The 21,459-nt window shown below is 35.9% G+C and carries 18 protein-coding genes; 10 read left to right on the plus strand and 8 right to left on the minus strand.

Annotation, left to right across the window (positions count from 1 at the left end; genetic code table 11):
* Window positions 1–354: a hypothetical protein gene (locus GD597_RS20680; RefSeq protein ID WP_171609817.1), complete on the plus strand. Its 354-nt coding sequence runs from the start codon at window positions 1–3 to the stop codon at window positions 352–354.
* 132 nt (window positions 355–486) lie between these two features.
* On the opposite strand, the gene GD597_RS20685 is transcribed toward GD597_RS20680, so the two are convergent.
* Window positions 487–1,383: a DUF1735 domain-containing protein gene (locus tag GD597_RS20685; protein ID WP_171609818.1), complete on the minus strand. Its 897-nt coding sequence runs from the start codon at window positions 1,381–1,383 to the stop codon at window positions 487–489.
* A gap of 349 nt (window positions 1,384–1,732) precedes the next feature.
* Here GD597_RS20685 and GD597_RS20690 point away from each other — a divergent pair, with 349 nt between their 5' ends.
* A complete protein-coding gene (locus GD597_RS20690; protein WP_171609820.1) occupies window positions 1,733–2,428 on the plus strand; it encodes a hypothetical protein in 696 nt (231 codons plus the stop codon).
* An 8-nt stretch (window positions 2,429–2,436) separates the two neighbouring features.
* Here the strand turns inward: GD597_RS20690 and GD597_RS20695 are convergent, their stop codons facing one another.
* From GD597_RS20695 to GD597_RS20710, 4 genes are all read right to left on the minus strand, one after another.
* Window positions 2,437–3,558 (minus strand): TlpA family protein disulfide reductase, encoded by a 1,122-nt coding sequence (locus GD597_RS20695; protein ID WP_171609821.1) that lies wholly within the window; start codon window positions 3,556–3,558, stop codon window positions 2,437–2,439.
* 314 nt (window positions 3,559–3,872) lie between these two features.
* Complete coding sequence (locus GD597_RS20700) at window positions 3,873–4,775, minus strand: DUF1735 domain-containing protein (RefSeq protein ID WP_171609823.1); 903 nt, start codon at window positions 4,773–4,775, stop codon at window positions 3,873–3,875.
* 46 nt (window positions 4,776–4,821) lie between these two features.
* Entirely contained in the window at window positions 4,822–6,378 is a 1,557-nt protein-coding gene (locus GD597_RS20705) for a SusD/RagB family nutrient-binding outer membrane lipoprotein (RefSeq protein WP_171609825.1), read from the minus strand.
* Window positions 6,379–6,397: 19 nt separating this feature from the next.
* A complete protein-coding gene (locus tag GD597_RS20710; protein WP_171609826.1) occupies window positions 6,398–9,619 on the minus strand; it encodes a SusC/RagA family TonB-linked outer membrane protein in 3,222 nt (1,073 codons plus the stop codon).
* A 417-nt stretch (window positions 9,620–10,036) separates the two neighbouring features.
* Here GD597_RS20710 and folD point away from each other — a divergent pair, with 417 nt between their 5' ends.
* The 3 genes from folD to GD597_RS20725 all read left to right on the plus strand — a co-directional run bounded on the left by folD (window position 10,037) and on the right by GD597_RS20725 (window position 13,799).
* Window positions 10,037–10,912 (plus strand): bifunctional methylenetetrahydrofolate dehydrogenase/methenyltetrahydrofolate cyclohydrolase FolD, encoded by an 876-nt coding sequence (folD, locus tag GD597_RS20715; protein ID WP_171609827.1) that lies wholly within the window; start codon window positions 10,037–10,039, stop codon window positions 10,910–10,912.
* A gap of 127 nt (window positions 10,913–11,039) precedes the next feature.
* On the plus strand, window positions 11,040–11,663 hold the full coding sequence (locus tag GD597_RS20720; RefSeq protein WP_235954383.1) for a 7-carboxy-7-deazaguanine synthase QueE: 624 nt from the start codon (window positions 11,040–11,042) through the stop codon (window positions 11,661–11,663).
* A gap of 219 nt (window positions 11,664–11,882) precedes the next feature.
* On the plus strand, window positions 11,883–13,799 hold the full coding sequence (locus GD597_RS20725; RefSeq protein ID WP_171609828.1) for an OmpA family protein: 1,917 nt from the start codon (window positions 11,883–11,885) through the stop codon (window positions 13,797–13,799).
* 9 nt (window positions 13,800–13,808) lie between these two features.
* Here GD597_RS20725 and GD597_RS20730 read toward each other — a convergent pair whose 3' ends face one another.
* Window positions 13,809–15,230 carry a tetratricopeptide repeat protein gene (locus tag GD597_RS20730; RefSeq protein WP_171609829.1) on the minus strand — a complete coding sequence of 474 codons (1,422 nt, stop codon included), beginning with the start codon at window positions 15,228–15,230 and terminating at the stop codon, window positions 13,809–13,811.
* Window positions 15,231–15,407: 177 nt separating this feature from the next.
* On the opposite strand from GD597_RS20730, the gene GD597_RS20735 reads away from it, so the two are divergent.
* The gene (locus GD597_RS20735; RefSeq protein WP_171609830.1) at window positions 15,408–15,707 is read left to right on the plus strand and encodes a hypothetical protein; all 300 of its coding nucleotides are present in this window, start codon (window positions 15,408–15,410) and stop codon (window positions 15,705–15,707) included.
* 134 nt (window positions 15,708–15,841) lie between these two features.
* Here GD597_RS20735 and GD597_RS20740 read toward each other — a convergent pair whose 3' ends face one another.
* On the minus strand, window positions 15,842–16,474 hold the full coding sequence (locus GD597_RS20740) for a hypothetical protein (RefSeq protein ID WP_171609831.1): 633 nt from the start codon (window positions 16,472–16,474) through the stop codon (window positions 15,842–15,844).
* A gap of 269 nt (window positions 16,475–16,743) precedes the next feature.
* Here GD597_RS20740 and GD597_RS20745 point away from each other — a divergent pair, with 269 nt between their 5' ends.
* The gene (locus tag GD597_RS20745) at window positions 16,744–17,124 is read left to right on the plus strand and encodes an START-like domain-containing protein (RefSeq protein ID WP_171609832.1); all 381 of its coding nucleotides are present in this window, start codon (window positions 16,744–16,746) and stop codon (window positions 17,122–17,124) included.
* Window positions 17,125–17,287: 163 nt separating this feature from the next.
* Here GD597_RS20745 and GD597_RS20750 read toward each other — a convergent pair whose 3' ends face one another.
* On the minus strand, window positions 17,288–17,914 hold the full coding sequence (locus GD597_RS20750; RefSeq protein WP_171609833.1) for a hypothetical protein: 627 nt from the start codon (window positions 17,912–17,914) through the stop codon (window positions 17,288–17,290).
* 25 nt (window positions 17,915–17,939) lie between these two features.
* Here GD597_RS20750 and GD597_RS20755 point away from each other — a divergent pair, with 25 nt between their 5' ends.
* The 3 genes from GD597_RS20755 (at window position 17,940) to GD597_RS20765 (ending at window position 21,396) form a co-directional block, all read left to right on the plus strand.
* Complete coding sequence (locus tag GD597_RS20755) at window positions 17,940–19,352, plus strand: LptF/LptG family permease (protein ID WP_171609834.1); 1,413 nt, start codon at window positions 17,940–17,942, stop codon at window positions 19,350–19,352.
* Window positions 19,353–19,378: 26 nt separating this feature from the next.
* A complete protein-coding gene (locus tag GD597_RS20760; protein WP_171609835.1) occupies window positions 19,379–20,137 on the plus strand; it encodes a superoxide dismutase in 759 nt (252 codons plus the stop codon).
* Between the two features lie 263 nt (window positions 20,138–20,400).
* The gene (locus tag GD597_RS20765; protein WP_171609836.1) at window positions 20,401–21,396 is read left to right on the plus strand and encodes a cation diffusion facilitator family transporter; all 996 of its coding nucleotides are present in this window, start codon (window positions 20,401–20,403) and stop codon (window positions 21,394–21,396) included.
* The last annotated feature ends 63 nt before the right edge of the window (window positions 21,397–21,459 follow it).

Below are 21,459 nucleotides of genomic sequence, written 5' to 3' on the forward strand. Positions count from 1 at the left end.
ATGACAACAGCACCCAGGATTTATAAGCTTGACAGGCTTAATGAAATTGACAACTCAGACGAACTATTTATTCTTTCTATTGTACAGGTTTTTTTAGAAAATGCACCTATAACCACCAACAACCTGGTGTTGGCTTTAAATGATAATAATCTTGAAATGATTTATTTCTGGGCACATAAACTTAAATCGAATATCAATCTCTTTTGTATTGAAAGCATTATGACAGAAATTAAAAACCTTGAGCAGTTTGCAAAAACAAATACCAATACAGATCAAATTCCCGGGTTGGTTAAATTAGTGAACGAAGTAATGCAGCAGGCAATAACAGAAATAAAAACGGACTTTAAATTATAATTTTTTTCAGGCGCCCTATGCTTTGCAGTACAAGTGTGCGACGCAAGTAAAGCATCATTATTAACTGAAGCCTGGCCCAAAAAAGAAATGCCGCAATAATTTATTGCGGCATTTTTATAAATGACAAGAACATTATTTTTTGGTAAATGACTCTTCTACTAACCTGCCAAAACCTAAAGTATTTTTATACTCGGTAATAAAGTGCATGGTATGTTCTGCGGAATTATAGTCTTTTGCATGCACAACAAATGAACCAGGTGCAATAGAAGCAGCCAATATATCATTGGGTTCTATAGTGGAGATGGTGTGAGTAAGTGTATCAAAAGTAATTTTGTATTTCCAGCCCAGTGCTCCACTATTGGAATAATCGAGATAAGCCAGTGTTTTATTGATAGGTAATAGTGCTTTGGGGCTGTACGCAGATAAATCGTTGGTGCTATCGAGAATGCCTGTGCCCCCTGTACCTTCAACATAATTTACTTCTCCATTATAGTTTTTACGGGTACCTGTTAAATCGTATGTGCCTGATAACTCATTTCCTATAAAATGGTAATAGATCGTATTTAAATCGGGGCTGATGGTTTTTGTTCCGGCTTCTGTTAAAGTAATGGGAAGCATATAATTTTTGGAAGGATCTATTTTTGCTTCTATGAACTGGATGTAAAACTCTATACTTGAAGCGCCTGCCGGGATAGTTGCCGATGTAGCTGACAAAATATAAGCATCTGATGGAAGTGCTTCGTATTGCAGGGTATTGCTATCGTTATAATTGGTACGTTTAGTATCATTAACGGCCACTTTAACCACCAAAGAATCTGACAAAGCAAAAACGGAAACCACATTAACACTAAATTGTAGTTTAAGCGTATCCTCTACAAAATTTAGTGTGGCATTATTGAAATAGTTTAAACCGCTAAAAGGTATTTGCACATAGGTGGTAGACGTTGCAGGACTTGTTGATGAACTGGATTTTTTACAGGAAGCAACTACCAATAAAAAAACCGGCAACACAAAAAATAATTTTTTCATAAATAACTTTACAATAATGAAATAGAAAAAGGGAAGCTGAAAAATTATCTATTTAAGCTTTCAACTACCAGAACCATAATACCAAATACAAAATCGGTTTATAAATACTACCTGTTTAATAAAAACTAAAGTGCCAAAAGTATTTAAACACCTGCATTTAAGCAAATGAATAAAGCCCGCTGGCGTTTTAATAAAAAACAAGCTGGCATTTTTACAAATATGGGTGATATGTGTAGCTTATGGTATAAAATAAAAATATTTAACAAGTGATTAGTAAAATTGGGTAAAAAATAAGCAAGGTTGTCGATACAAAACAGCACCTTTAAACACCAAACAGCAACTTAATACCATGAAAAAGATTTTAGTTTTTTTTGCATTTTTACTTGTAGCAAAGTTTAACTATGCGCAATATTTAAATTATACCCTATATGAACTCTTGCACAAAGAGGACATGAAAGCTTCGCCTGTTGCTTTTGACAATCAATATTCCGGCATATTAGGCAATGGCTTTTTTACAGAAAACTGGCTAACTGGCAGGGCTTATACACCTATGAAAGTGTATAATAACCTTAAACTAAAATTTGACGTTTATGCTAATAAAATATACATAAACAATCACGATACAATTTTTGATATAACCAATGCTGGTATAATTCAATTTGATTTATTTATTAACGAGAACGACACCACGAAATATAAAAGTTTTGTAAACGGCTTTAATTTTAATGAGGTTAAACCCGCAAAATTTGTTGAATTGCTGGCCGATGGGAAAATTATTTTTTTACAATATCATCTAAAAAGTATGGAGGAGGTTTACGAAACAAGCCCCTATGATAAACAAAAGAAATTTCTTGATAAGAATAAATATTTTATTCTTACTGATGGTAAAGACGCAATGGAAGTAAATGTTGGCAGAAAAAATCTGGAAAAACTTTTAGCCCCGAAATGGGATGAAGTTAGTAAATATATAAAATCTCAATCGCTGAATACCAATAACGAGGATGGCTGGAAAAGAGCCATTGCTTATTATAACAATCTGCCGTAATTATTTTCTTACCGTATAAACTTTGTAATTACGCCGGTTAAAGAATCGGCGGGAATAGCTTTGGCTATAATAATCCCTTGTGGATTAACCAGAAAGTTAAATGGAATACTGTCAAACTTCAATGTATTTGCTGCTGCGCCCCGCCACATTTTCTCATCCATTAGTTGAATCCAGTGAATGTCATTTTTCCGTATAGCATCTAACCATATTTTCTTTTCATCATCAAGTGCTACACTAACCATTTTAATTCTATCAGTTAAGGGGCTTTGCCATATATTCTTCATCGACTTGTTATAAGCTACACACTTATCACAATAAGTACTCCAAAATTCAAGCAGATAATAATTACCTTGTAATTCGGCTGTTGAAAATAGGCGACCAGTTTCATCAGGTAAATTAATAGGTGGAAGGGTATCTCCAATTTGAAATTCTTCCCGGTAAATACTTAACATAGCGTAAACTTCGGTTTTTAATTGCATTATAGGCTTATAAACTGGAAAACGTTCAGATGCTTTATCAATAAAAACCTGTAAGTCATCATGATGATTATCAAAATCAATAGTATTATATACTGCAATTAAAGCTGCTGCACTGCTTACCGTATCAGTATAAATCAGACTTCTGGAATATAAAGAATCAAAAATTGCCCTTACCTTTTCAAGGCCTAAAGGAGAAATTTTTGAAATATCTAAGTGCTGCCTATGTAGATTTGAATTATTCTTTTCAGCATCATTAATCGCACCAAACAAAGCAGCCTGCTGTTCAGTAAAGGCCTTTAAAGAATTGCTAGCCGGTGAATTATAAATGGTATACTTACCATTTATATTATTAATATCAATTTGTATATCTGGTTTATCATTTATAAATTGATAAAAAAACGCACTTTCAGCAACCTTAATTTTATAAAGCCCTTCTTCGCTCCCATCAAAACCAAACATAATTGAATGCTCCATATCAATAACCGTAGCCGAATCTATTAAAGCATCAGGTTCATCCAAAAAACCAATTTTATAAAGGAATATTTTCTTTCCTATTGCACCCTTTATTGCAATAGTTACCTTATTATTTTGCCTTTCTTTATCACAAGCAATAAAAACAAGTAGCAAAAAAATTACACTCAAATACTTCATAAAAATTACAATTGTATAAGCCAGAACTTATCATTAACAGCACAAAATAAAGCGAAAATCGGGTTAAATAATTGGTCAATTTATATTAGCCCAACTAGAAGTACTTTAATCAGCTTTGCTTGCGTCGCACACTTCAGGGTTCGGGGTTAGTTTGGACTATAGATACAAAGCCATATGCTTCAGTTTTTACCTGCAGAAATACATTCTATAGTACAAGAGTGCGACGCAAGGATAGTTGGGCTTTTATTAAAGTTAGGTACATAAAAAAAGAGCTGTCAATTATATTGACAGCTCTTTTTTTAGATATTATAAACTTATTGAATAGTTAATTTCTCATAAGTTTGACGAGTATAACCATTTTGTCCAGAAGAACCAACACCATAACCATAATGTAACCAGAATATACCACCGGCTTCATCATAAGTATTGTTGTAAATATCGCTTGTATATCCACCAGGGCCTGGATATGTTCCAATACCAGCAGGGTTGTCCAAGGTCATAAAGCCAGAAGCTGGTACTGCAGGCGCTGCACCAACAGGTTGCCAGTTTACAACACTTGCACCTTCCACATCAAAATGGAAATAGTACCCACTACCGCCTAAGTCACCCAATTCCATTTCAGTAGTATTGGGGTCAATGGTACCTAAGAATTTATCTCTGGCAATTGCCCTTGGAGAACTTGGATGGAAAAAATAACCTTTAGCTGAATAATCGCCTTCCCATGCATTTTTAACCTTAATTACAATTACAATCTCGCTGTTACCAGGAATTACATAACTGGTTCCGCCAGATGCGCCTGTAATTTTGCAGGCTATAGCAAACTGAGTACCATAGGTAAGCAGTTTTTGAATATCAATTGTTGCATTGGCTAAACCTTCGCCGCCGCTAACTGCAATTGATGCTGGAATAGTGTAGATATCACTTGGCATTACTTCAAATTCAGTACCATTTGCGTCATTGTATGCTGCTACTAATGACTCATCAACAGCAACTGTTGCAGTAGCGCTTCCACCGCCATTTACATAAGCATTAATAGGTACTTCAAGTGTACTTGTAGTGGCATCAACAGTTAATACAATAGGATCTGTATTGGGGGTACCAAATCCCAGACCAACTTTAGAAGTGGCACTCTGAGTTTCATAAAAAACCTTTTCCTTTTCACAACCAACAGTAAAAATGGTTGCACCAAGTAAAAAAGCCGATAATATTTTTTTCATAATTTTTCTTTAATTGAGTGATGACTAATTTCTTTTGAAAGAGATATTACTGAACATCCCACCAAACACGACCAAACTGAGAATCTGTTGATTGACCACCACCTGTGTATTGACCAGCCGCGCTGTTCACGTTGGCAGTGTTCAAGCTATACTCATTAGGGCCATAAGGGAAACGTCTTGGAATATCAGTTAAACCTGGAGCAGGAGATAATTCAGGAACACCTGTTCTTCTCCAGTTAGCCCAACCCAACCAACCAACAGGGAAGCTTGCTACCCATTGCTCATATTGGATTTTTTCCAAATCTGTTTCACCGTCTAAAGCTATCTGTGATTGAGAAATGTAATAGAAATAATCATCTCCATCCATAGTAGCACCACCAAATATTGGCTGTAAGGTACCTGTATAGATTTTCCATTGCTTATAACTTTCAGCAATACCTTCGTAGTAATTGTCTTCTACACTTTCTTCAGTCCAGCCCAATTCAGCTGCCTCAGCTCTTGCCAAATAAATTTCAGCAGAAGTTAATAAGAAAGCAGTTGAAGTTGCTACGTTAAAATCTGTACCATCAGAAAAAATTGTTTTGCTGGTACCAACCACTCTAGCCCATGTTGTTTTAGGGAAAGAAATAGCTTCATCTCTGGTTAAACCATAAGGGAAACCTACAACAGATGCACCGGCTGCAGTATTAGTTGCGCCTTCAGCGGTACCATAAACATAATATCTGTCATCAAAGTTGTTATATAACTGGTCTATTACGATATCAGAAACAGCATAGTCTTTTCTGGCAGTAACATTGTAATAATTGTAAACAGGGCTATTAAAGTTACCGCCTGGATATACTACTTTAGCCATTTCACCAGTTTCAAATACACCACCATCCGCAGACAGGGCCGCATTAAACTCAGATTTACCTTTTGTTGCATCCACTTTGCTTAAACGTAAAGCCATCATAGCTCTTGTAGAATTAGCAAATTTTTTCCACATAGTAATATTCTTATTAAAAAGGATATCACCGCTCATAGCAGGACCATCATCAAATTGCTTAACGGCCTCATCTAATTCTGTGAACAATGCATTATAAATTTCCTGCTGAGAAGTATACGCTACTACGCCGTTATTATCTGCCTGAAAGATGCTATTGTAAGGAATGTCTCCCCAAGTATCTGTAAGGAACCAGAAAATATAAGCTTTCATAATTCTTGCAACAGCAATTTGATTAGCATTTGAACCATATGCTAAAGCAATAGGAGCTGTAGCTGGATCAGTGTTGTAATCAATAATTGTTTGAAGATCCTTTAAGTTACCGGCATAATAACCATCCCAGTTTGTAGTTGGTTTGGCATAACGTGAAGCCTCAGTATACTGAGTTTCAGAAAAATACTGGCAATATAAACCACCCTGTGTAGAAATACCACCCTGATCCCAGGAGTAAGTACTACCTACACCACTCAATACCTGAGTTAAAAGCGCAGAGGTTAAAGGCGTAAGCGCTACTGTAGGATTTGTATTCATGTTACCAAAGTCCTTACTACAGGAGCTAATGGTAAGAATTGATACAGCTAATACAGCCGTAAGAAATACCTTGAATTTTGTTTGTAACATATTAATTAGCTTTTGAAAATTAGAAATTGAATTTTACATTAAATCCAAGCGAGCGAACCGAAGGAAGCTGACCATCTTCACCATACACACCTGAAATTTCAGATGGATCGAAGTTCTTAGAAGCACTGTAAATCAACCAAGGATTACGTGCAACCAATGATACAGTGATACCTTTTACTGCATTGCTTAAGAAACCAAGTTTATCGCTTGAAATGTTATAACCAAGACTAACTTCTCTCAATTTAACAAAAGTAAGATCGTGAATGTAAGGATCTGCAATACCAGCGTTATAGAATTGGTGGAAATAAGTAAATCCATCAACATAAGTATCAACTGGAGTTTTGCTATCTACAGAACTAACCCCTGTAACACGAACACCACCGCCTTCGCTTAATGGAGCCCTAACATTTTTACCTCTATCATTTAAACCGGCTGTGTAATCAAGCAAGCCTGAAAATGCACCCCAGCTTTCGGTTAATGAGAAGAATTTACCACCAACCTGATAATCCATACTAACATTTAAAATGAAATTTTTGTAGGTAAATAAACTTTGGAAACCACCAGTTAATTTAGGAACGATATTTCCCCAATTGTATTGTGAGTTACCTGAAGCATATAAACCAGTAGCAGGATCGATCAATGGTTTACCGTCAGCATTTTTTGTCATACCGCCACCAATTAACTGACCCCAATCTTCACCCAATACTTGATATGCAGTAGCATATCTAGAACCGAATGCACCGGCCCAACCGCTAGGCTGAATTCTGGTTGTACCTTCAATTAATTTGGTTACCGGGTTTTTCATCAGGTATCCAATTGTTTTGTTAACAGACCATGTAAAGTCTTTATGGTTAACAATTTTGGCATCAATAGTGAACTCAAAACCTTGTCTTTCAACAGATGCAGCATTAATAGTTTTTGTTGTAAAACCACTCTGTCCGGCAACCTGTATGTTGATTGGTTGATCAGCAGCAACTTCATTATAGTAGTTAGCTGTTACACCCAATTTATTTTTAATGAACCTTAACTCGATACCAGCTTCATAACTGGTAATCAATGCACCAGACAATGTACTTGAAGGAATTGTGTTACTTACAGACTGCAAAGTGTTATCACCCCATTTGTTTGCATTCAAAGGATAAGTAAGATCAAGTGCATAAATATCTAAACTTAGCGGTTTTTTACCCCAGCTACCATATACTTTAGCAAATGATAACCATGGTAATGCATCTTTTGTAAATGTGCTTGGAACAAATGCTAAACCAGCTGATGGGTAAAATAATTTATTATCATTTTTAGGTAAAGTAGAAGCATAATCCTGCCTTAAAGCAAAAGTAGCACTGATGAATTTTTTATACTCAATATCACCACTTGCGAAAACAGAATTAATACGCTGTTCCAATCTTGAGTTGCTTATAGCTGGAGATGCAACAGAGTTTGATAAAGCATATAAATCATAAATGGTAAGACCATTTACAGTTGAAGCATTTAAATCTTTACGGATAAAGGTAAATACGTTACCACCAGCCAATAAATTAACACCAAGATCTTTAAAGAATGTGTTGTTATAAGAAGCAATAGCTTCATAGTTGGTTTCATTTTGATAACGTTCGCCAGTACCAAAACCTGCTTTAGTACCTGTTTGAGAACCACTCTTTTCTAAGATTGATTTTGTTTTATTCTCAAAATAGTAATTAGATTGGTCTCTGCGCACAGTACCTCTAATATTAAAGTGACTGTTTAATTTAAAGTTCAAATAAACATCACCATATAACCTGTCTCTTCTCTGACGTTGATCAAGATTATCTTGATAACTATAGAAGTTGTACCAGTAGTTACCAGTAAAGAAGCCATTTGGATTGGAAGGATCGTAAGAATTAGGATTAGAAGTCCAGTTCCAGCTGGCTAATGTACCAGTTGGAGTTAATAAACCTCTTAATTCTTTCATGATATTAATATCCAAATCTCTATGGTTCCATTGACCGAAGTTACCAGAAGACTGGTTAGCATATCCATCATTATAATCACCATAAATATTCTGTGTGTTAAAATTCATATTAACACCAGCAGAAAAATATTTATTTAATTCAATCTGAGTACTTGTAGAAACTACGTTTCTGTCAGATTTTGAATTTGGAATAATACCCTGGATAAATTGTTTAGAGAAAGACAATCTGGTGCTATAACCCTGGCCAGATTTGTAAAAATTAACGTTGGTATTAGAATTCAGGCCATTTTCCCAGAAATCTTTTACGTTATTTGGTTGAGGAGTTAAACTTGCAGTTTTTCCAGAATACTTAGTACCTGGCACCAATGCATACCAAGGAATATATTCCTGACCTTCCATTTTAGGACCCCAGCTAGCATCATCAGTAAAATCAGGATAACCTTTGCCATCTAAAGACTGCCATGATTCTGGCATTCCATCTACATATTTAAAAGGTATCAAGCTTCCTGATCCACCACCTGCGTATTCATTTTGCAATTTTGGCAATATGCTTACATTGTCAAAAGTCATACCTTGACTTACATCAATTGCAGTTTTACCTTGACCAGCTTTTTTAGTGGTAATGATGATTGCACCATTAGCAGCACGTGAACCGAAAAGGGCAGTAGCGTTTGCACCTTTTAATACGTTTAAGCTTTCTACGCTGTTAGGATCGATATCGTATGCATCACCAACGATAGTACCATCAACAACATAAATTGCGCCAACATCACCAGACAGTGATAAACCACCTCTAATACGGGCAAATGATTGGCTGTTTAATTTAGCTCCAGACTGAGATCTGAACTGAACACCTGCAACTTTACCAGCCAAGGCATCGTTCAAATTTGATTGAGGAATCAAATTCAGTGTTTCAGATTTAATAACCTGAGTACTAAACGGAGTAGTTCTTTGGTCTTTTTTAATGTTAAACGCTGTAGTTACAACAACTTCAGAAATCGTTTCCTGTGACCTGCTTAAGGATACAGTTACACTTTCAGAATTAATTGTAACTTCTTTGTTCGCAAACCCTACTGAACTAAACACCAATACTGAACCAAAAGATGTTTTAATGGTAAATGTACCATTTGCATCAGATGATACACCGGTTTTGCCATCTTTTACTTTAACAGAGGCAAATGGTACCGGATTACCACTCTCATCAATAACCTTACCCGTAATGCTACGGGTTTGTGCTAATGCTATTGTAGACGATAGCATTAGCAAAATGAAGAAACTTACAATTTTTCTCATGTGACTATAGGTTTTAAAATTTTTGCGCCCAAATATAGTGGGTTTCTAAACAAATGGTTAAAAAAAATAAAACGGCTGTTAAATCTTTATGAACAGAATTTAAGACAAAGCCATAGCAGTTTATGCTGCTTTTTTTTTGATTAAAATAATAAAAACTTATTAATATTAATATTTATAATTATAAATCAATAACTTACACTATTTAATTTATTCATATATGTTCTAATTGCCTTAAATTTCTCATTTTCATTTGTATTCATAGATAAGAGTCGCTTGTCCATTTTCCCCAATTAACATTTCCTCAATTCGTATGGAGGCACCCCAATTTTAACCGGAATTAAAGCCAAAATGCCTTTCGGATTAGAGGAATTGGATAATTATTCCCTTTTTAACGCAGCGTAATTATATTTTTGCACCATGTTAGTATTAGATGGAAAAATAGCATCAGCAGCAATAAAAGAGAAACTGCAACAAGAAGTGGCACTTATTGTAGAAAAAAAACAACGTATCCCTCATTTAGCCGCTATACTTATTGGTAATAACGGAGCAAGTGAAACATACGTTGCCAGCAAAGTAAAAAATTGTGAAGAAGTAGGTATCGAATCTTCTTTGATAAGATTCGAATCGGATGTTGATCAAACTACACTCCTCAATAAAATTGAAGAATTAAATACGGATGCAAATATCGATGGCATTCTGGTTCAGCTACCCTTACCCGGCCATATTAACGAACAAAAAGTTATTGAAGCTATACATCCTACCAAAGATGTAGATGGCTTTCACCCAATTAGTGCCGGCAAATTGGTTCAAGGCATGCAAACCTTCATTCCGGCAACCCCATATGGCATTATGTTGATGCTGGAACATTATAATATACAACCCAAAGGCAAACATGCAGTTGTAATTGGTCGCAGTAATATTGTTGGCCGCCCAATGAGTATTTTACTTAGCAGTAATACCAAATATGGTAATGCCACTGTAACCATCTGCCATTCACATACACCTAACCTTGCCGAAATCTGTTTACAAGCCGATATTCTTGTAGCTGCACTTGGTAAACCAGGCTTTGTTAAAGCTAATATGGTAAAAGATGGCGCTATTGTTATAGATGTGGGCATTACCAGAGTAGAAGATAATACCGCCAAAAAAGGATTTCGTATAAAAGGAGATGTTGCCTACGATGAAGTGGCCCCAAAAGCAGCTGCCATTACCCCTGTACCTGGAGGTGTTGGATTAATGACAATTGCCGGACTGCTTAAAAATACATTGCAGGCTTATCAGCAACATCAGTAGTATTATGTAGCAAACAGAGGTACTACTATCTTTCACCTGTTGTGTCACTCACTTGTACAGCAACAATGCTATGCAGCAATCATCATTTTAATAGTAAGCACTATTCGTAAACAGCATTCCCATTTTCATGCAAACCAGCAACAATATACATATACAAACACTACCTGTAATGGAATCATTCTACACCTTGCAAGGTGAAGGATTTCACCAGGGAAGAGCTGCTTACTTTATACGCCTTGGTGGCTGCGATGTTGGTTGTTTTTGGTGTGATGTTAAAGACAGTTGGGATGCAGCCAAACACCCTCAGCAAACCATAGCAACCATAGTTGCAGAGGCTGCCACCATGCCAGGCAGACTTGCTGTAATTACCGGTGGCGAGCCACTTATGCACCAATTGGATTTACTAACTAGTGCCCTGCAAGCACAAGGCTTTGAAACCAATATAGAAACTTCCGGCTCTCACCCCATTAGCGGTTCATGGAACTGGATATGCCTTTCGCCAAAAAAGTTTAAAACACCATTGCCAAAAATATTGCCTTTAGCCAATGAATTAAAAGTGGTTATTTATAACAAAACTGATTTTAATTGGGCTGAATCCTATGCCGGAAAAGTTTCTCCCAATTGCAAACTTTACCTCCAACCAGAATGGGACAAAAGGCAGGAAATAACCCCACTTATTATTGAGTATATAAAGCAACATCCGCAATGGGAAATAAGTATTCAAATGCATAAATATATTGATGTTCCTTAACCAATTTTTTTGCCCCGAAAAATACCAGCACCTGAAGAGTGCGACGCAACGGATGTTATATGCTTGCAATTGGCATGGCTAAAAAATGTACTTACTTAATTTAACATTGGAACAGGTAAATTTTATTACAGCAATTCCTGTCCACCCACATTTCTGATTAACTTTATATGCTGGCTTTTATTTTAAAAAAATGCCTTTGCATTAAATTACAGTTTGCATATGCAAAAAACACTTTTTACAATAATAATATATCTCCTTGCAATTACTAATGGCAATGCCCAAAACTATCAGCCTGATTTGGTAAATAAAAAAGCGTTAGACATTTATTTTAAGGCTTTGGACAATTTAAATTTTGGCTACACAAAAGAGGCTTTGCCTATGCTGGAAAAAGCAATTGCAATTGATAACCGTTTTGCAGATGCGTATTTATCTATGGCTGGTGCATATGGGGAATTGAAGGATTATTTAAAGAGTGTTTATTTTTATGAAAAAGGGCGTGATATTGATACTGCCTATTTTAAATATTATAATCTTCCTTATTCTATTAACCTTGCTGGGCTTGGTAAATTTTCTGCAGCGCTGGCAGCTGTTAACCAGTTTTTGCAAATTCCAAACTTAAATGAGAAGAGTTTGAAAAGTGCCGAATACAGAAGAAGCTGTTATAATTTTGCATTAAGTTATGAGCAACAAAATCATACCACCGATTATGTATTTTCGCCAATTAATTTGGGTGATAGTGTAAACTCCCCTCAATCTGAATATTACCCTTCCTTTACCATTGACGACAGTACCCTGGTATTTACAAGAAGAGCTGAGGGGATAAGAGAAAATTTTATTCTAAGTAAAAAAAATAAGGAGGGTTTTTCTAAAGCCACACTGATTAACGGACAATTAAACATAGAACCATCGAAAGGTGGCATTAATATTTCGCAGGATGGTGAATGGTTAATTTTTGCCGGAAACTTTCCAGGAAAGGGTTATGGGGATTTTGATTTATACATCTCTTACAACACACCCCAAGGTTGGAGTGTGCCGGTAAACTTAGGCAACAATATAAATTCAGATTACTGGGAGAGCTCTCCAAGCCTTAGTGCCGATAAAAACACACTCTATTTTAGCAGTAACAGACCCGGAGGTTTTGGAGGCAAAGATTTGTATGTAAGTTACAGAAGCGCTGCCGGTAAGTGGGGCTTACCACAAAACATGGGACCAGCCATTAACTCGAAAGGCGATGATCTTGCCCCTTTTATTCATGCTGACAATTATACCCTTTATTATACCTCAAACGGATTGCCGGGGTATGGCGGGAGTGATATTTATATTTTACGAAAAGACAGTTCCAATACATGGGGTTTACCCGAAAATGCTGGATACCCAATTAATACGATTGAAAATGAAGGCAGTTTATTTGTAGCATCTGATGCAGTAACAGCTTATTATGCAAGTGACCGCAGCGACAGCCGCGGAGGGCTTGATTTGTACAAATTTACCTTGCGTAAAAATATACAACCAGCGAAAACATTGTATGTGCAGGGTTATGTAAAAGATGCACTTACTTTAAAAAACATTCCATGCAGTGTAGAGTTAATTAATAATAGCACCCAACAAACAGAAACCAAAATTCAAACCGATGAAACCGGTTTTTATTTTATAACATTGCCAGTAGGTAAAGACTATACTTTTACAGTTAACAGAAAGGGATATTTATTTTATAGCGACTTATATGAATTAAGTAAAAAGCAACCTGATAGCACGTATATTAAAGATATTGCCTTACAACCTATTCAACTGAATGTAACAGGTATTTTAAAAAATTTACAATTCGATATTAACTCAGCAACCTTGCAAAATATTAGCTTGATTGAACTAAATAAACTATTGCAATTACTTCATGATAATATGCAGGTTAAAATTGAAATAAGCGGGCATACAGACAATACAGGTACAGCAAGTACCAATCTGCAACTTTCTGCTAAAAGGGCAAAAGCCGTAGCTGATTATTTAATTGCTAATGGAATTGATGCCAGTAGAATTACCTACAAAGGTTACGGCTCAACAAAACCTATTGCTGAAAACACCACTGAAGAAGGCCGTGCGTTAAATAGAAGGACAGCTTTCACCATTACAGGCTTATAAATGAATGCTTTAAATTTTATGATTCTTTTTATACCTGGCAAGCATATCTACCACATTGGTATTTTGCAAAATGGACGGGTTTAATTCAATAAATTTTTTAACAAGTTTTGGCGCATTTGCCAATCCTTCTTCCAACTGCAAAAGGGCTTCTTTTTGTTTTGCTGCTGCAAAAAGAATGGCACTATACAAATAATAAAATATTGGTTTATGGTTTGTAGCCAGTAATGCAGCTTTACATTGCCGTGCAGCTTCTTCTGTATAACCTGCTTTATATAAACAACGAACCAAAGACTCCCAACCACTCACATTTTTTGGTTTACTGCGTACTACTACACTAAAATGCTGTATTGCCTCTCTGTATTTTTCCAAATTCATATAGCATTCACCTAATGCCAGATTATACTCCGGAAGGTACCGGTGTATGCGCATAGCTTGCTCAAGTGGCTTTAAAGCACTATTCCATTGGTTTTCGTTGATATAGGTTAATGCAATTTTATAATAAAGCTTACTATCATCGGGGTTCATATGAGAAGCTTTGCGATAGTTAAATCTTGCCTGTGCATATTTACCCATTCTGTGATAACAATAACCAATTGCTTCATAAATAACTTCTTCGGGCCTTGTAAGTGTTAATACTTTTTCCAGGGTTTCAATCGCTTCTTTATATCTTCTTAACCTAATAAATGCATCACCCATGTTCCGATAAGCATAATCAAATTTTTCATCAATTACAATAGCAAACTGATATGCATCGATTGATTTTTCGTATAATTTAAGTCCCTGATAGGCTGAAGCCAGGTTAAACCAGGCCAGCTCGCTATAAGGATAATCTTCAATTATTTTCTGGTGCAAACGAATACTTTCTTCATTACGGCCTGTAAAATCTGTCCAGAAACATATTTTATATAATGCTTCTTCATTCACCGGTTCTAATTCCAGTATCATTTTCAGGCAATCAAACACTTTATCAAATTCCTCATAGTCATCATATACATCAGCCAACTCGAACAGTAATTCTATCTTTTCATCTCCATTAAAAATAAAAAGCGCTTCCTGTAATAAATCCACCGCCTTTGATTGTTGATCTAAGGCCAGATAAGCATCTGTTTTTAATATATAAATATTGATATCATTATTATCAAATAATGAGGCTTGTTCTAATATATCGAGTGCCTGTAAATAATTGCGGGTTGCAATAAGCAAGTCGGCCTTTTTAATAAGTAACTGCGAGGAGTATGGAAAATATTCTAACCCTGTTTCAGCAGCTTCTAATGCCTGAGACAGGTTTTCATTATCATCAAAGTAGTCAATTATCCGTTCAAATGCCTCTTCTTCCAAAAAGCTATGGCTCTTGCCATTTCGCAGATTTTCGTACTGGCGTAGTAATTCATCTAACTCTTCCTGTTCATTTCTTGAGTGATGTTCCAGCATTATTTGTAGGTTTCTGTAAAGTAGGATTTATTTGGGAATTTTTTTTTGATTTTGTAACATTTTTTTTAAAATATCGTTATAACAAAAGAAATATTTGTTAAGGATATTAAAATGTTTACTTTTACATATATGAATAGGAGTCTGCATATATATACAAAACTATCAGTTGCCGTTGTTATGGCATTGATAATCAATGTATCTTATGCTGCCATGACTGGTAAAACAGATGATCATAAAAACAAATTTGATCTAAAAAATCTGTCTGCCGCCAACAGGTTATACTCGCTTTCCTCCCTTAAAACGGCTACTTTCCAGTATAAAGGTTCCATGGAAATTTTTCAGCAGAATAATGGCACTCAAATGCAGGTACAGTCTATGATAAGGCTTGAAAAAGGCAATACTACCTATGTATATCCTTACAAGTACACTGTAAAAACGCCAAAGTTTAAAACACCAATGGCTCCATTAATTCGCTAATTACTTCTAAACAATATTTGAAACGGCTGATTGCCGTTTTTTTTTGCTCGTTCCACGTTCGGAACGATGCAGCGTGCGACGCAAGCGGCGATGCATACAGAACCAAAAGCCGGGCTCATAAAAATAATTACCTTTTATTGCTGTTTCCAGATACGATAACCTGCAGTAGGAATTTGAAATTTTAAGGCCGGCACGGGATTAAAGTCTACCTGATAAGCGGTATAAGTGATTTTTGAAATCCCATTAGACGATACAGTTTCATATTCTAGTATTAAACCTGGTACATCTTTGAACTGAAATGCATTTTCGTTGGCAGATGGAATTACAGCCGGGGCATAATAAATGGTATAAGTACCGCCATCCTTAAGCGTGGCCGTAGCTTTTTGACAAGTATAGCCTAAAATTGTTTTAGATTCTTTACCAGGGCTAAGTGTCATATTTTCAAAGCGCTTATTTTCCTGCTTCCATTCTTCGGCATTTAAGGTTGATTTATATTTCTCCGCTCCAATTTCTTTTAAAATTACTGCTGTTCCGTTGCTGTTGTCTACAATCACGGTTTGTTTATAACCCTGACCAGCAATATCGGTGCGGGCCATTTTGCCTTTTATATAGTATTGTTTGGATGCACCTGACAAATTGCTATTTGTACCCGCATCGCTACCGGTAATGGAATAAAGTACAGTGCAATCACTTATTACCACTGCTTTTTGTGCAAACACAGAGAATACAAAAAGAAAAGAAATAAAAATTGATATGAGTTTTGCCATAAAAATACCTCTTTGTAAATGTAAGCGTTAAAGCAGATATTTTACCTGATCAACCTAAACCCAAACACATTTTAACGTAAAGTTGCCAGGTGATTATGACAGCTTTTTTGTAAAAAGTATCTATTCCATTTTTAAATTTCACTGCAGTTAATTTACCCGGAAATTAGAATTATGGTATAATTATGGCACATTTATTTAAAAATTTTTTTACCCTACCAATTATTTAATATTATTGCAGCCTTCTATTTATTGGAAGTAAAAAAAGCACAATGGCAAAAAAGCAATTATTTACTATTGAATATCCTGTAAGATGCTCACCCGCAATACTTTATGAGTTTCTTTCCACACCTGCAGGTATGCAGGAGTGGTTTGCTGATAAAGTAGACGAAAGAGATCATGTTTTTATTTTTTCCTGGAACGGATCAATTGAAAAAGCAGAAGTAGTAGAAAAGGAACAGGATAAATTTATCAAATACAGATGGCTTCATGCCGGAAAGGATGAATATTTTGAATTCAGAATCGAAAAAACTGAAGTGTCTAATCAAACAATTCTTACCATCAAAGATTTTGCTGAAAAGAACGAAATAAAAGACCAAACCCAACTTTGGGACTATCAGGTTAAAGAATTATTTCACCGTTTGGGCAGTTAGCCTTATCCAAATTGCAAGCCTTATCGCATTAAAAAGCCATGCCTTTCATTTGTATGAAACAGGCATGGCTTTTTCTTTTTAATAACTGTTATTAGCCCATCAATACAATTGAAGGCAGCATTACTTGCGTCGCACTCTTGTACTTCAGCAAATAATGCAGCAGTTAACAACCAATACACTCCGTTGCCAAATCTATTAAGCAGCTGTATTTGTCATTAAAAAAATCAGAGGCTTCTTCCCATTTGGTTAATGGAATTTTACAGGCTATCTTAAAAAATGGTACCTGATCTGATTTCAAATTTCGGTAGGCTTCTACCGAAGCGGCATTAAAAGGCAGAAAATTGGTTTCTTCAAAGTGGTGTTGCCAATGATCCTCATTCACGCATATATACCAATCATCATATTGTTTTGATGCCATTTGCATTATCATTTTTTCCGCATAATCCATGGCATATTTGCCAGATAACTGCAGGCTAATGCTAAAAAAATTACCCCACCAGAAAAAACACCTGATAGCAAAAGCTCCCTCCTTTCCAAAATAACGGGGAGTATCCAGCATTACATAAGGTAAACCCTGGTATTGCTCGCCCTTATATATTTTGGGTGATGGTGCAAATACCTCTGATGGCAGTAATGTATGCAGTCGTTCATTCTCTAGTACAAAACCAGGCTGTAAATCGCCAAAAAGCTGGTATACTTTGGCAATAATATTGTTCTTTGTTAAAATAAACGAAGCACCACAAACCAATTCCAATTCGTTTTTTGAAAGCTTTACATTTGCAGTAACCATATATTCAATTTAAAGAAAGCGCAAAGTGGTAAAAAAACTCGACATACTAATACTACGTTCTTTTATAGGCCCTTTTTTAGCCACTTTCCTTATATCGCTTTTTGTACTAACCATGCAGTTTTTCTGGCTATATATTGATGACCTTGTAGGTAAAGGGCTTGATATGCCCACACTGGCTTATCTTACCGGGCTGGTAGCCATTACATGGGTACCACTGGCATTACCCTTAGCTTTATTGCTGTCCTCCATTATGACTTTTGGCAACCTGGGAGAAACCTTTGAGCTTGTAGCCATCAAATCCTCCGGCATTCCCTTAATACGCTTTATGCAGCCTCTTTTTATTACCACCATTATATTAAGTGGTGTTGCCTTTTTATTTGCCAATAATATCATCCCTGTTGCCAATTTAAAACTCAATGCACTTAAATATGATATCATTGTTAAAAAGCCTGCATTTGATATCAAAGAAGGTGTTTTTTATGATAAGATAGAAGGTTATGTAATAAAAATCGGGCAAAAAGATAAGGATGATAGTACCATCCGTAATGTGGTTATTTACGAGAAAAATTTTGGGTTGCAGGATAACTTCATGGTAGCTAAAAGCGGCATTATGCGCATTACGCCAGACCAACGTTTTATGGAATTTGAATTACACAACGGCTGGAATTATGAGGAGAACGGTAAACGCTATGGTACCAATACAGAATTCATCAGGATGGGTTTTAGCAGCTACAAAAAAGAATTTGATCTCAGCAGTTTTAAAATGAACAGAACTGAGGATAGTCTTTTTAAATACGACCCCAAAATGCTTAGCATCCGGCAGCTTAACCTGGCCATAGACTCGTTGGGTGATGTACCAGATTCTTTTTACCGTAGAACCAAAAGGGAATTATCTACCTATTTCTCTTTTATCAAATATGAAGATAGTGTTTGGCCAGCCCCATCAAAAGTAAAAATCCAGCCGGCAAAATCATTCGAAAAATTAATTCCCGACTCTGTTAAAACAATTGTTTTCGACAGGGCTTATTCAAATCTTAGCAGCTCTAAAAGCATTGCAGAATTATCTGCCATCGACTATTCTGGCAAAACAGAAATGGTTCGTAAACACTGGATAGAATGGCATAGAAAATTTGCCCTATCCTTTGCGTGTATTGTATTATTTATGATTGGCGCACCATTAGGTTCCATTATACGAAAAGGCGGGCTGGGTACACCACTTATTTTTGCCATTGCCTTTTTTGTAGTATTTAATATGCTCAACACTTTTGGTGAAAAATTTGCCAAAACAGGCGAATCCAGTGTATTTACAGGTATGTGGCTCTCCTCTATCATCTTAATACCATTTGGAATTTTCTTAACTTACAAAGCCATGAGAGATTCTCAATTATTTAATAAAGAGTTTTATTTCAGGCTATTTAAAAAAAATAAAAGCAACTAATCATTCTCATCAATAAAAAAACCACAATGGAAAACAATCATAAAAACAACCGTCGCGATTTTATTAAAACAACAGGTAAAGCCGGTATTGCAGCAAGCCTTGCATTTACCGTATTGCCATCCATCATTACAAAAGCCGCCAAAAACAATTATTTTGATTTCGCAGCAGGCACGCCATTTCAGCAACAGCCATTACCATATCAATACACGGCATTAGAGCCTGTTATTGATGCTATGACCATGGAAATACATTATTCCAAACACGCTGCAGCTTATGCTAAAAATCTGGCCGATGCCTGTACTGCCGAAAAGGTAGATACCAGCGCCACTAAACTGGAGGATGTATTAATGAACATTTCAAAATACACTCCAAAAATGCGGAATAATGGTGGTGGCCATTATAATCACGAACTTTTCTGGCAATCTATGGCCGCACCAAACAGCACCGGCTTACAAGGCAAACTAAAAGATAGTATCGAAAAATCTTTTAATTCTATCGAAGCATTTAAAACACAATTTACCGAGGCTGGCAAAACCCGCTTTGGCAGTGGCTGGGCCTGGCTGGTATTAACCAACGATAAAAAACTCGTAATAGGTTCAACACCAAATCAGGATAACCCGTTAATGGATATCAGCGATCTTAAAGGCTTTCCGGTATTGGGTTTAGATGTTTGGGAACATGCCTATTATCTAAAATACCAAAACCGCCGGCCAGATTATATCAATGCCTGGTGGAATGTGGTAAACTGGGATTTTGTTAGCAAGCGTTTCGAGGCAGCGATATAACAAAACAATATATATTATCAGGTGCAATGCCTTTTGGCTTTGCACCTTTTTTTATAGCAACCAAAACATAACTGTAATTTTGTACCCAGCCTTATAACTTAAATGATGCTTTCCTTGCGTCGCACACTGCATCGTTCTGATTATATGGCAGCAAAGAAAAAAAGCACTAAACTAAATCTGAAAACTGCAAATAATAATGAAGTATTTGTAATAATATTCCTTCAGATTCTTAAAAAAATTTCAGAAAAAAGAAACCATTATCATTGCAAACAGCCAAACAAAATTTCCGTATACAACAATGGATTACACTCTTATCCATTATTTTATTTGTAGCTAAAATTATTGCCTATTATGTAACCCATTCTCTGGCCATATTATCTGATGCGCTGGAAAGCATTGTAAATGTGGTTGCCGGCGTAATAGGATTATACAGTTTATATATTGCTGCCAAACCTAAGGATAAAGAACATCCCTATGGCCACGGCAAAGCCGAATTTATTTCTGCAGCCGCAGAAGGGGCACTCATCATATCAGCAGGTATTTTAATTCTTTATGAAACCATACAGAATTTTATCAAAAGCATGCCATTGCAAAAGCTGGATGCAGGCATGTACATAGTTGCCGCTACTGCATTGCTTAACTATGTGGCTGGTTTTATTTGTATCCGTTATGGCAAACAAAATAAATCAATTGCATTACAGGCAAGTGGCAAACATTTACAAATAGATACATGGTCTACCCTGGTAATTATTGTTGCTTTAATTATCATGTGGTTTACACAATTATTATGGCTGGATAAAGTTGTAGCCCTCATTATGAGTTTGGTAATTATGTATAATGGTTACAAAATAATCAGAAGATCATTATCAGGTATTATGGATGAAGCAGATATGGAATTACTGGAACAACTGGTAGAGGTATTGAATAAAAACAGAAGAGATAACTGGATTGATTTACATAACCTGCGTGTAATTAATTATGGCAGTATTATTCATATTGATTGCCATCTTACTGTTCCCTGGTACATGAATGTACACGAAGCACACCACGAGATTGACGAGTTGATTGGCTTAATAAAAAACAATTTTGGCGATGCCATTGAGTCATTTGTTCACACAGATGGCTGTCTTGATTTTTCCTGTAAAATTTGCACCAAAACCCATTGCGATGTAAGAAAAAGTCCATTCACACAAAAAGTAGAATGGACTTTGGCTAATATTATTCTGGACAAAAAACATGGTTTTCAACCACCTCTTTAAAGTATTTTATTGTATCACCATTTGCTTTTACTTACACTTGTATTTGCCGATGCTTAACCGGAA

The sequence above is a fragment of the Limnovirga soli genome (genome assembly GCF_013106755.1).
GTDB lineage: Bacteria > Bacteroidota > Bacteroidia > Chitinophagales > Chitinophagaceae > Limnovirga > Limnovirga soli.

Coding starts and splice junctions, on each gene's coding strand:
- GD597_RS20680 (WP_171609817.1), top strand. CDS start 1: ATGACAACAGCACCCAGGATTTATAAGCTTGACAGGCTTAATGAAATT.
- GD597_RS20685 (WP_171609818.1), bottom strand. CDS start 1,383: ATGAAAAAATTATTTTTTGTGTTGCCGGTTTTTTTATTGGTAGTTGCT.
- GD597_RS20690 (WP_171609820.1), top strand. CDS start 1,733: ATGAAAAAGATTTTAGTTTTTTTTGCATTTTTACTTGTAGCAAAGTTT.
- GD597_RS20695 (WP_171609821.1), bottom strand. CDS start 3,558: ATGAAGTATTTGAGTGTAATTTTTTTGCTACTTGTTTTTATTGCTTGT.
- GD597_RS20700 (WP_171609823.1), bottom strand. CDS start 4,775: ATGAAAAAAATATTATCGGCTTTTTTACTTGGTGCAACCATTTTTACT.
- GD597_RS20705 (WP_171609825.1), bottom strand. CDS start 6,378: ATGTTACAAACAAAATTCAAGGTATTTCTTACGGCTGTATTAGCTGTA.
- GD597_RS20710 (WP_171609826.1), bottom strand. CDS start 9,619: ATGAGAAAAATTGTAAGTTTCTTCATTTTGCTAATGCTATCGTCTACA.
- folD (WP_171609827.1), top strand. CDS start 10,037: ATGTTAGTATTAGATGGAAAAATAGCATCAGCAGCAATAAAAGAGAAA.
- GD597_RS20720 (WP_235954383.1), top strand. CDS start 11,040: ATGCAAACCAGCAACAATATACATATACAAACACTACCTGTAATGGAA.
- GD597_RS20725 (WP_171609828.1), top strand. CDS start 11,883: ATGCAAAAAACACTTTTTACAATAATAATATATCTCCTTGCAATTACT.
- GD597_RS20730 (WP_171609829.1), bottom strand. CDS start 15,230: ATGCTGGAACATCACTCAAGAAATGAACAGGAAGAGTTAGATGAATTA.
- GD597_RS20735 (WP_171609830.1), top strand. CDS start 15,408: ATGGCATTGATAATCAATGTATCTTATGCTGCCATGACTGGTAAAACA.
- GD597_RS20740 (WP_171609831.1), bottom strand. CDS start 16,474: ATGGCAAAACTCATATCAATTTTTATTTCTTTTCTTTTTGTATTCTCT.
- GD597_RS20745 (WP_171609832.1), top strand. CDS start 16,744: ATGGCAAAAAAGCAATTATTTACTATTGAATATCCTGTAAGATGCTCA.
- GD597_RS20750 (WP_171609833.1), bottom strand. CDS start 17,914: ATGGTTACTGCAAATGTAAAGCTTTCAAAAAACGAATTGGAATTGGTT.
- GD597_RS20760 (WP_171609835.1), top strand. CDS start 19,379: ATGGAAAACAATCATAAAAACAACCGTCGCGATTTTATTAAAACAACA.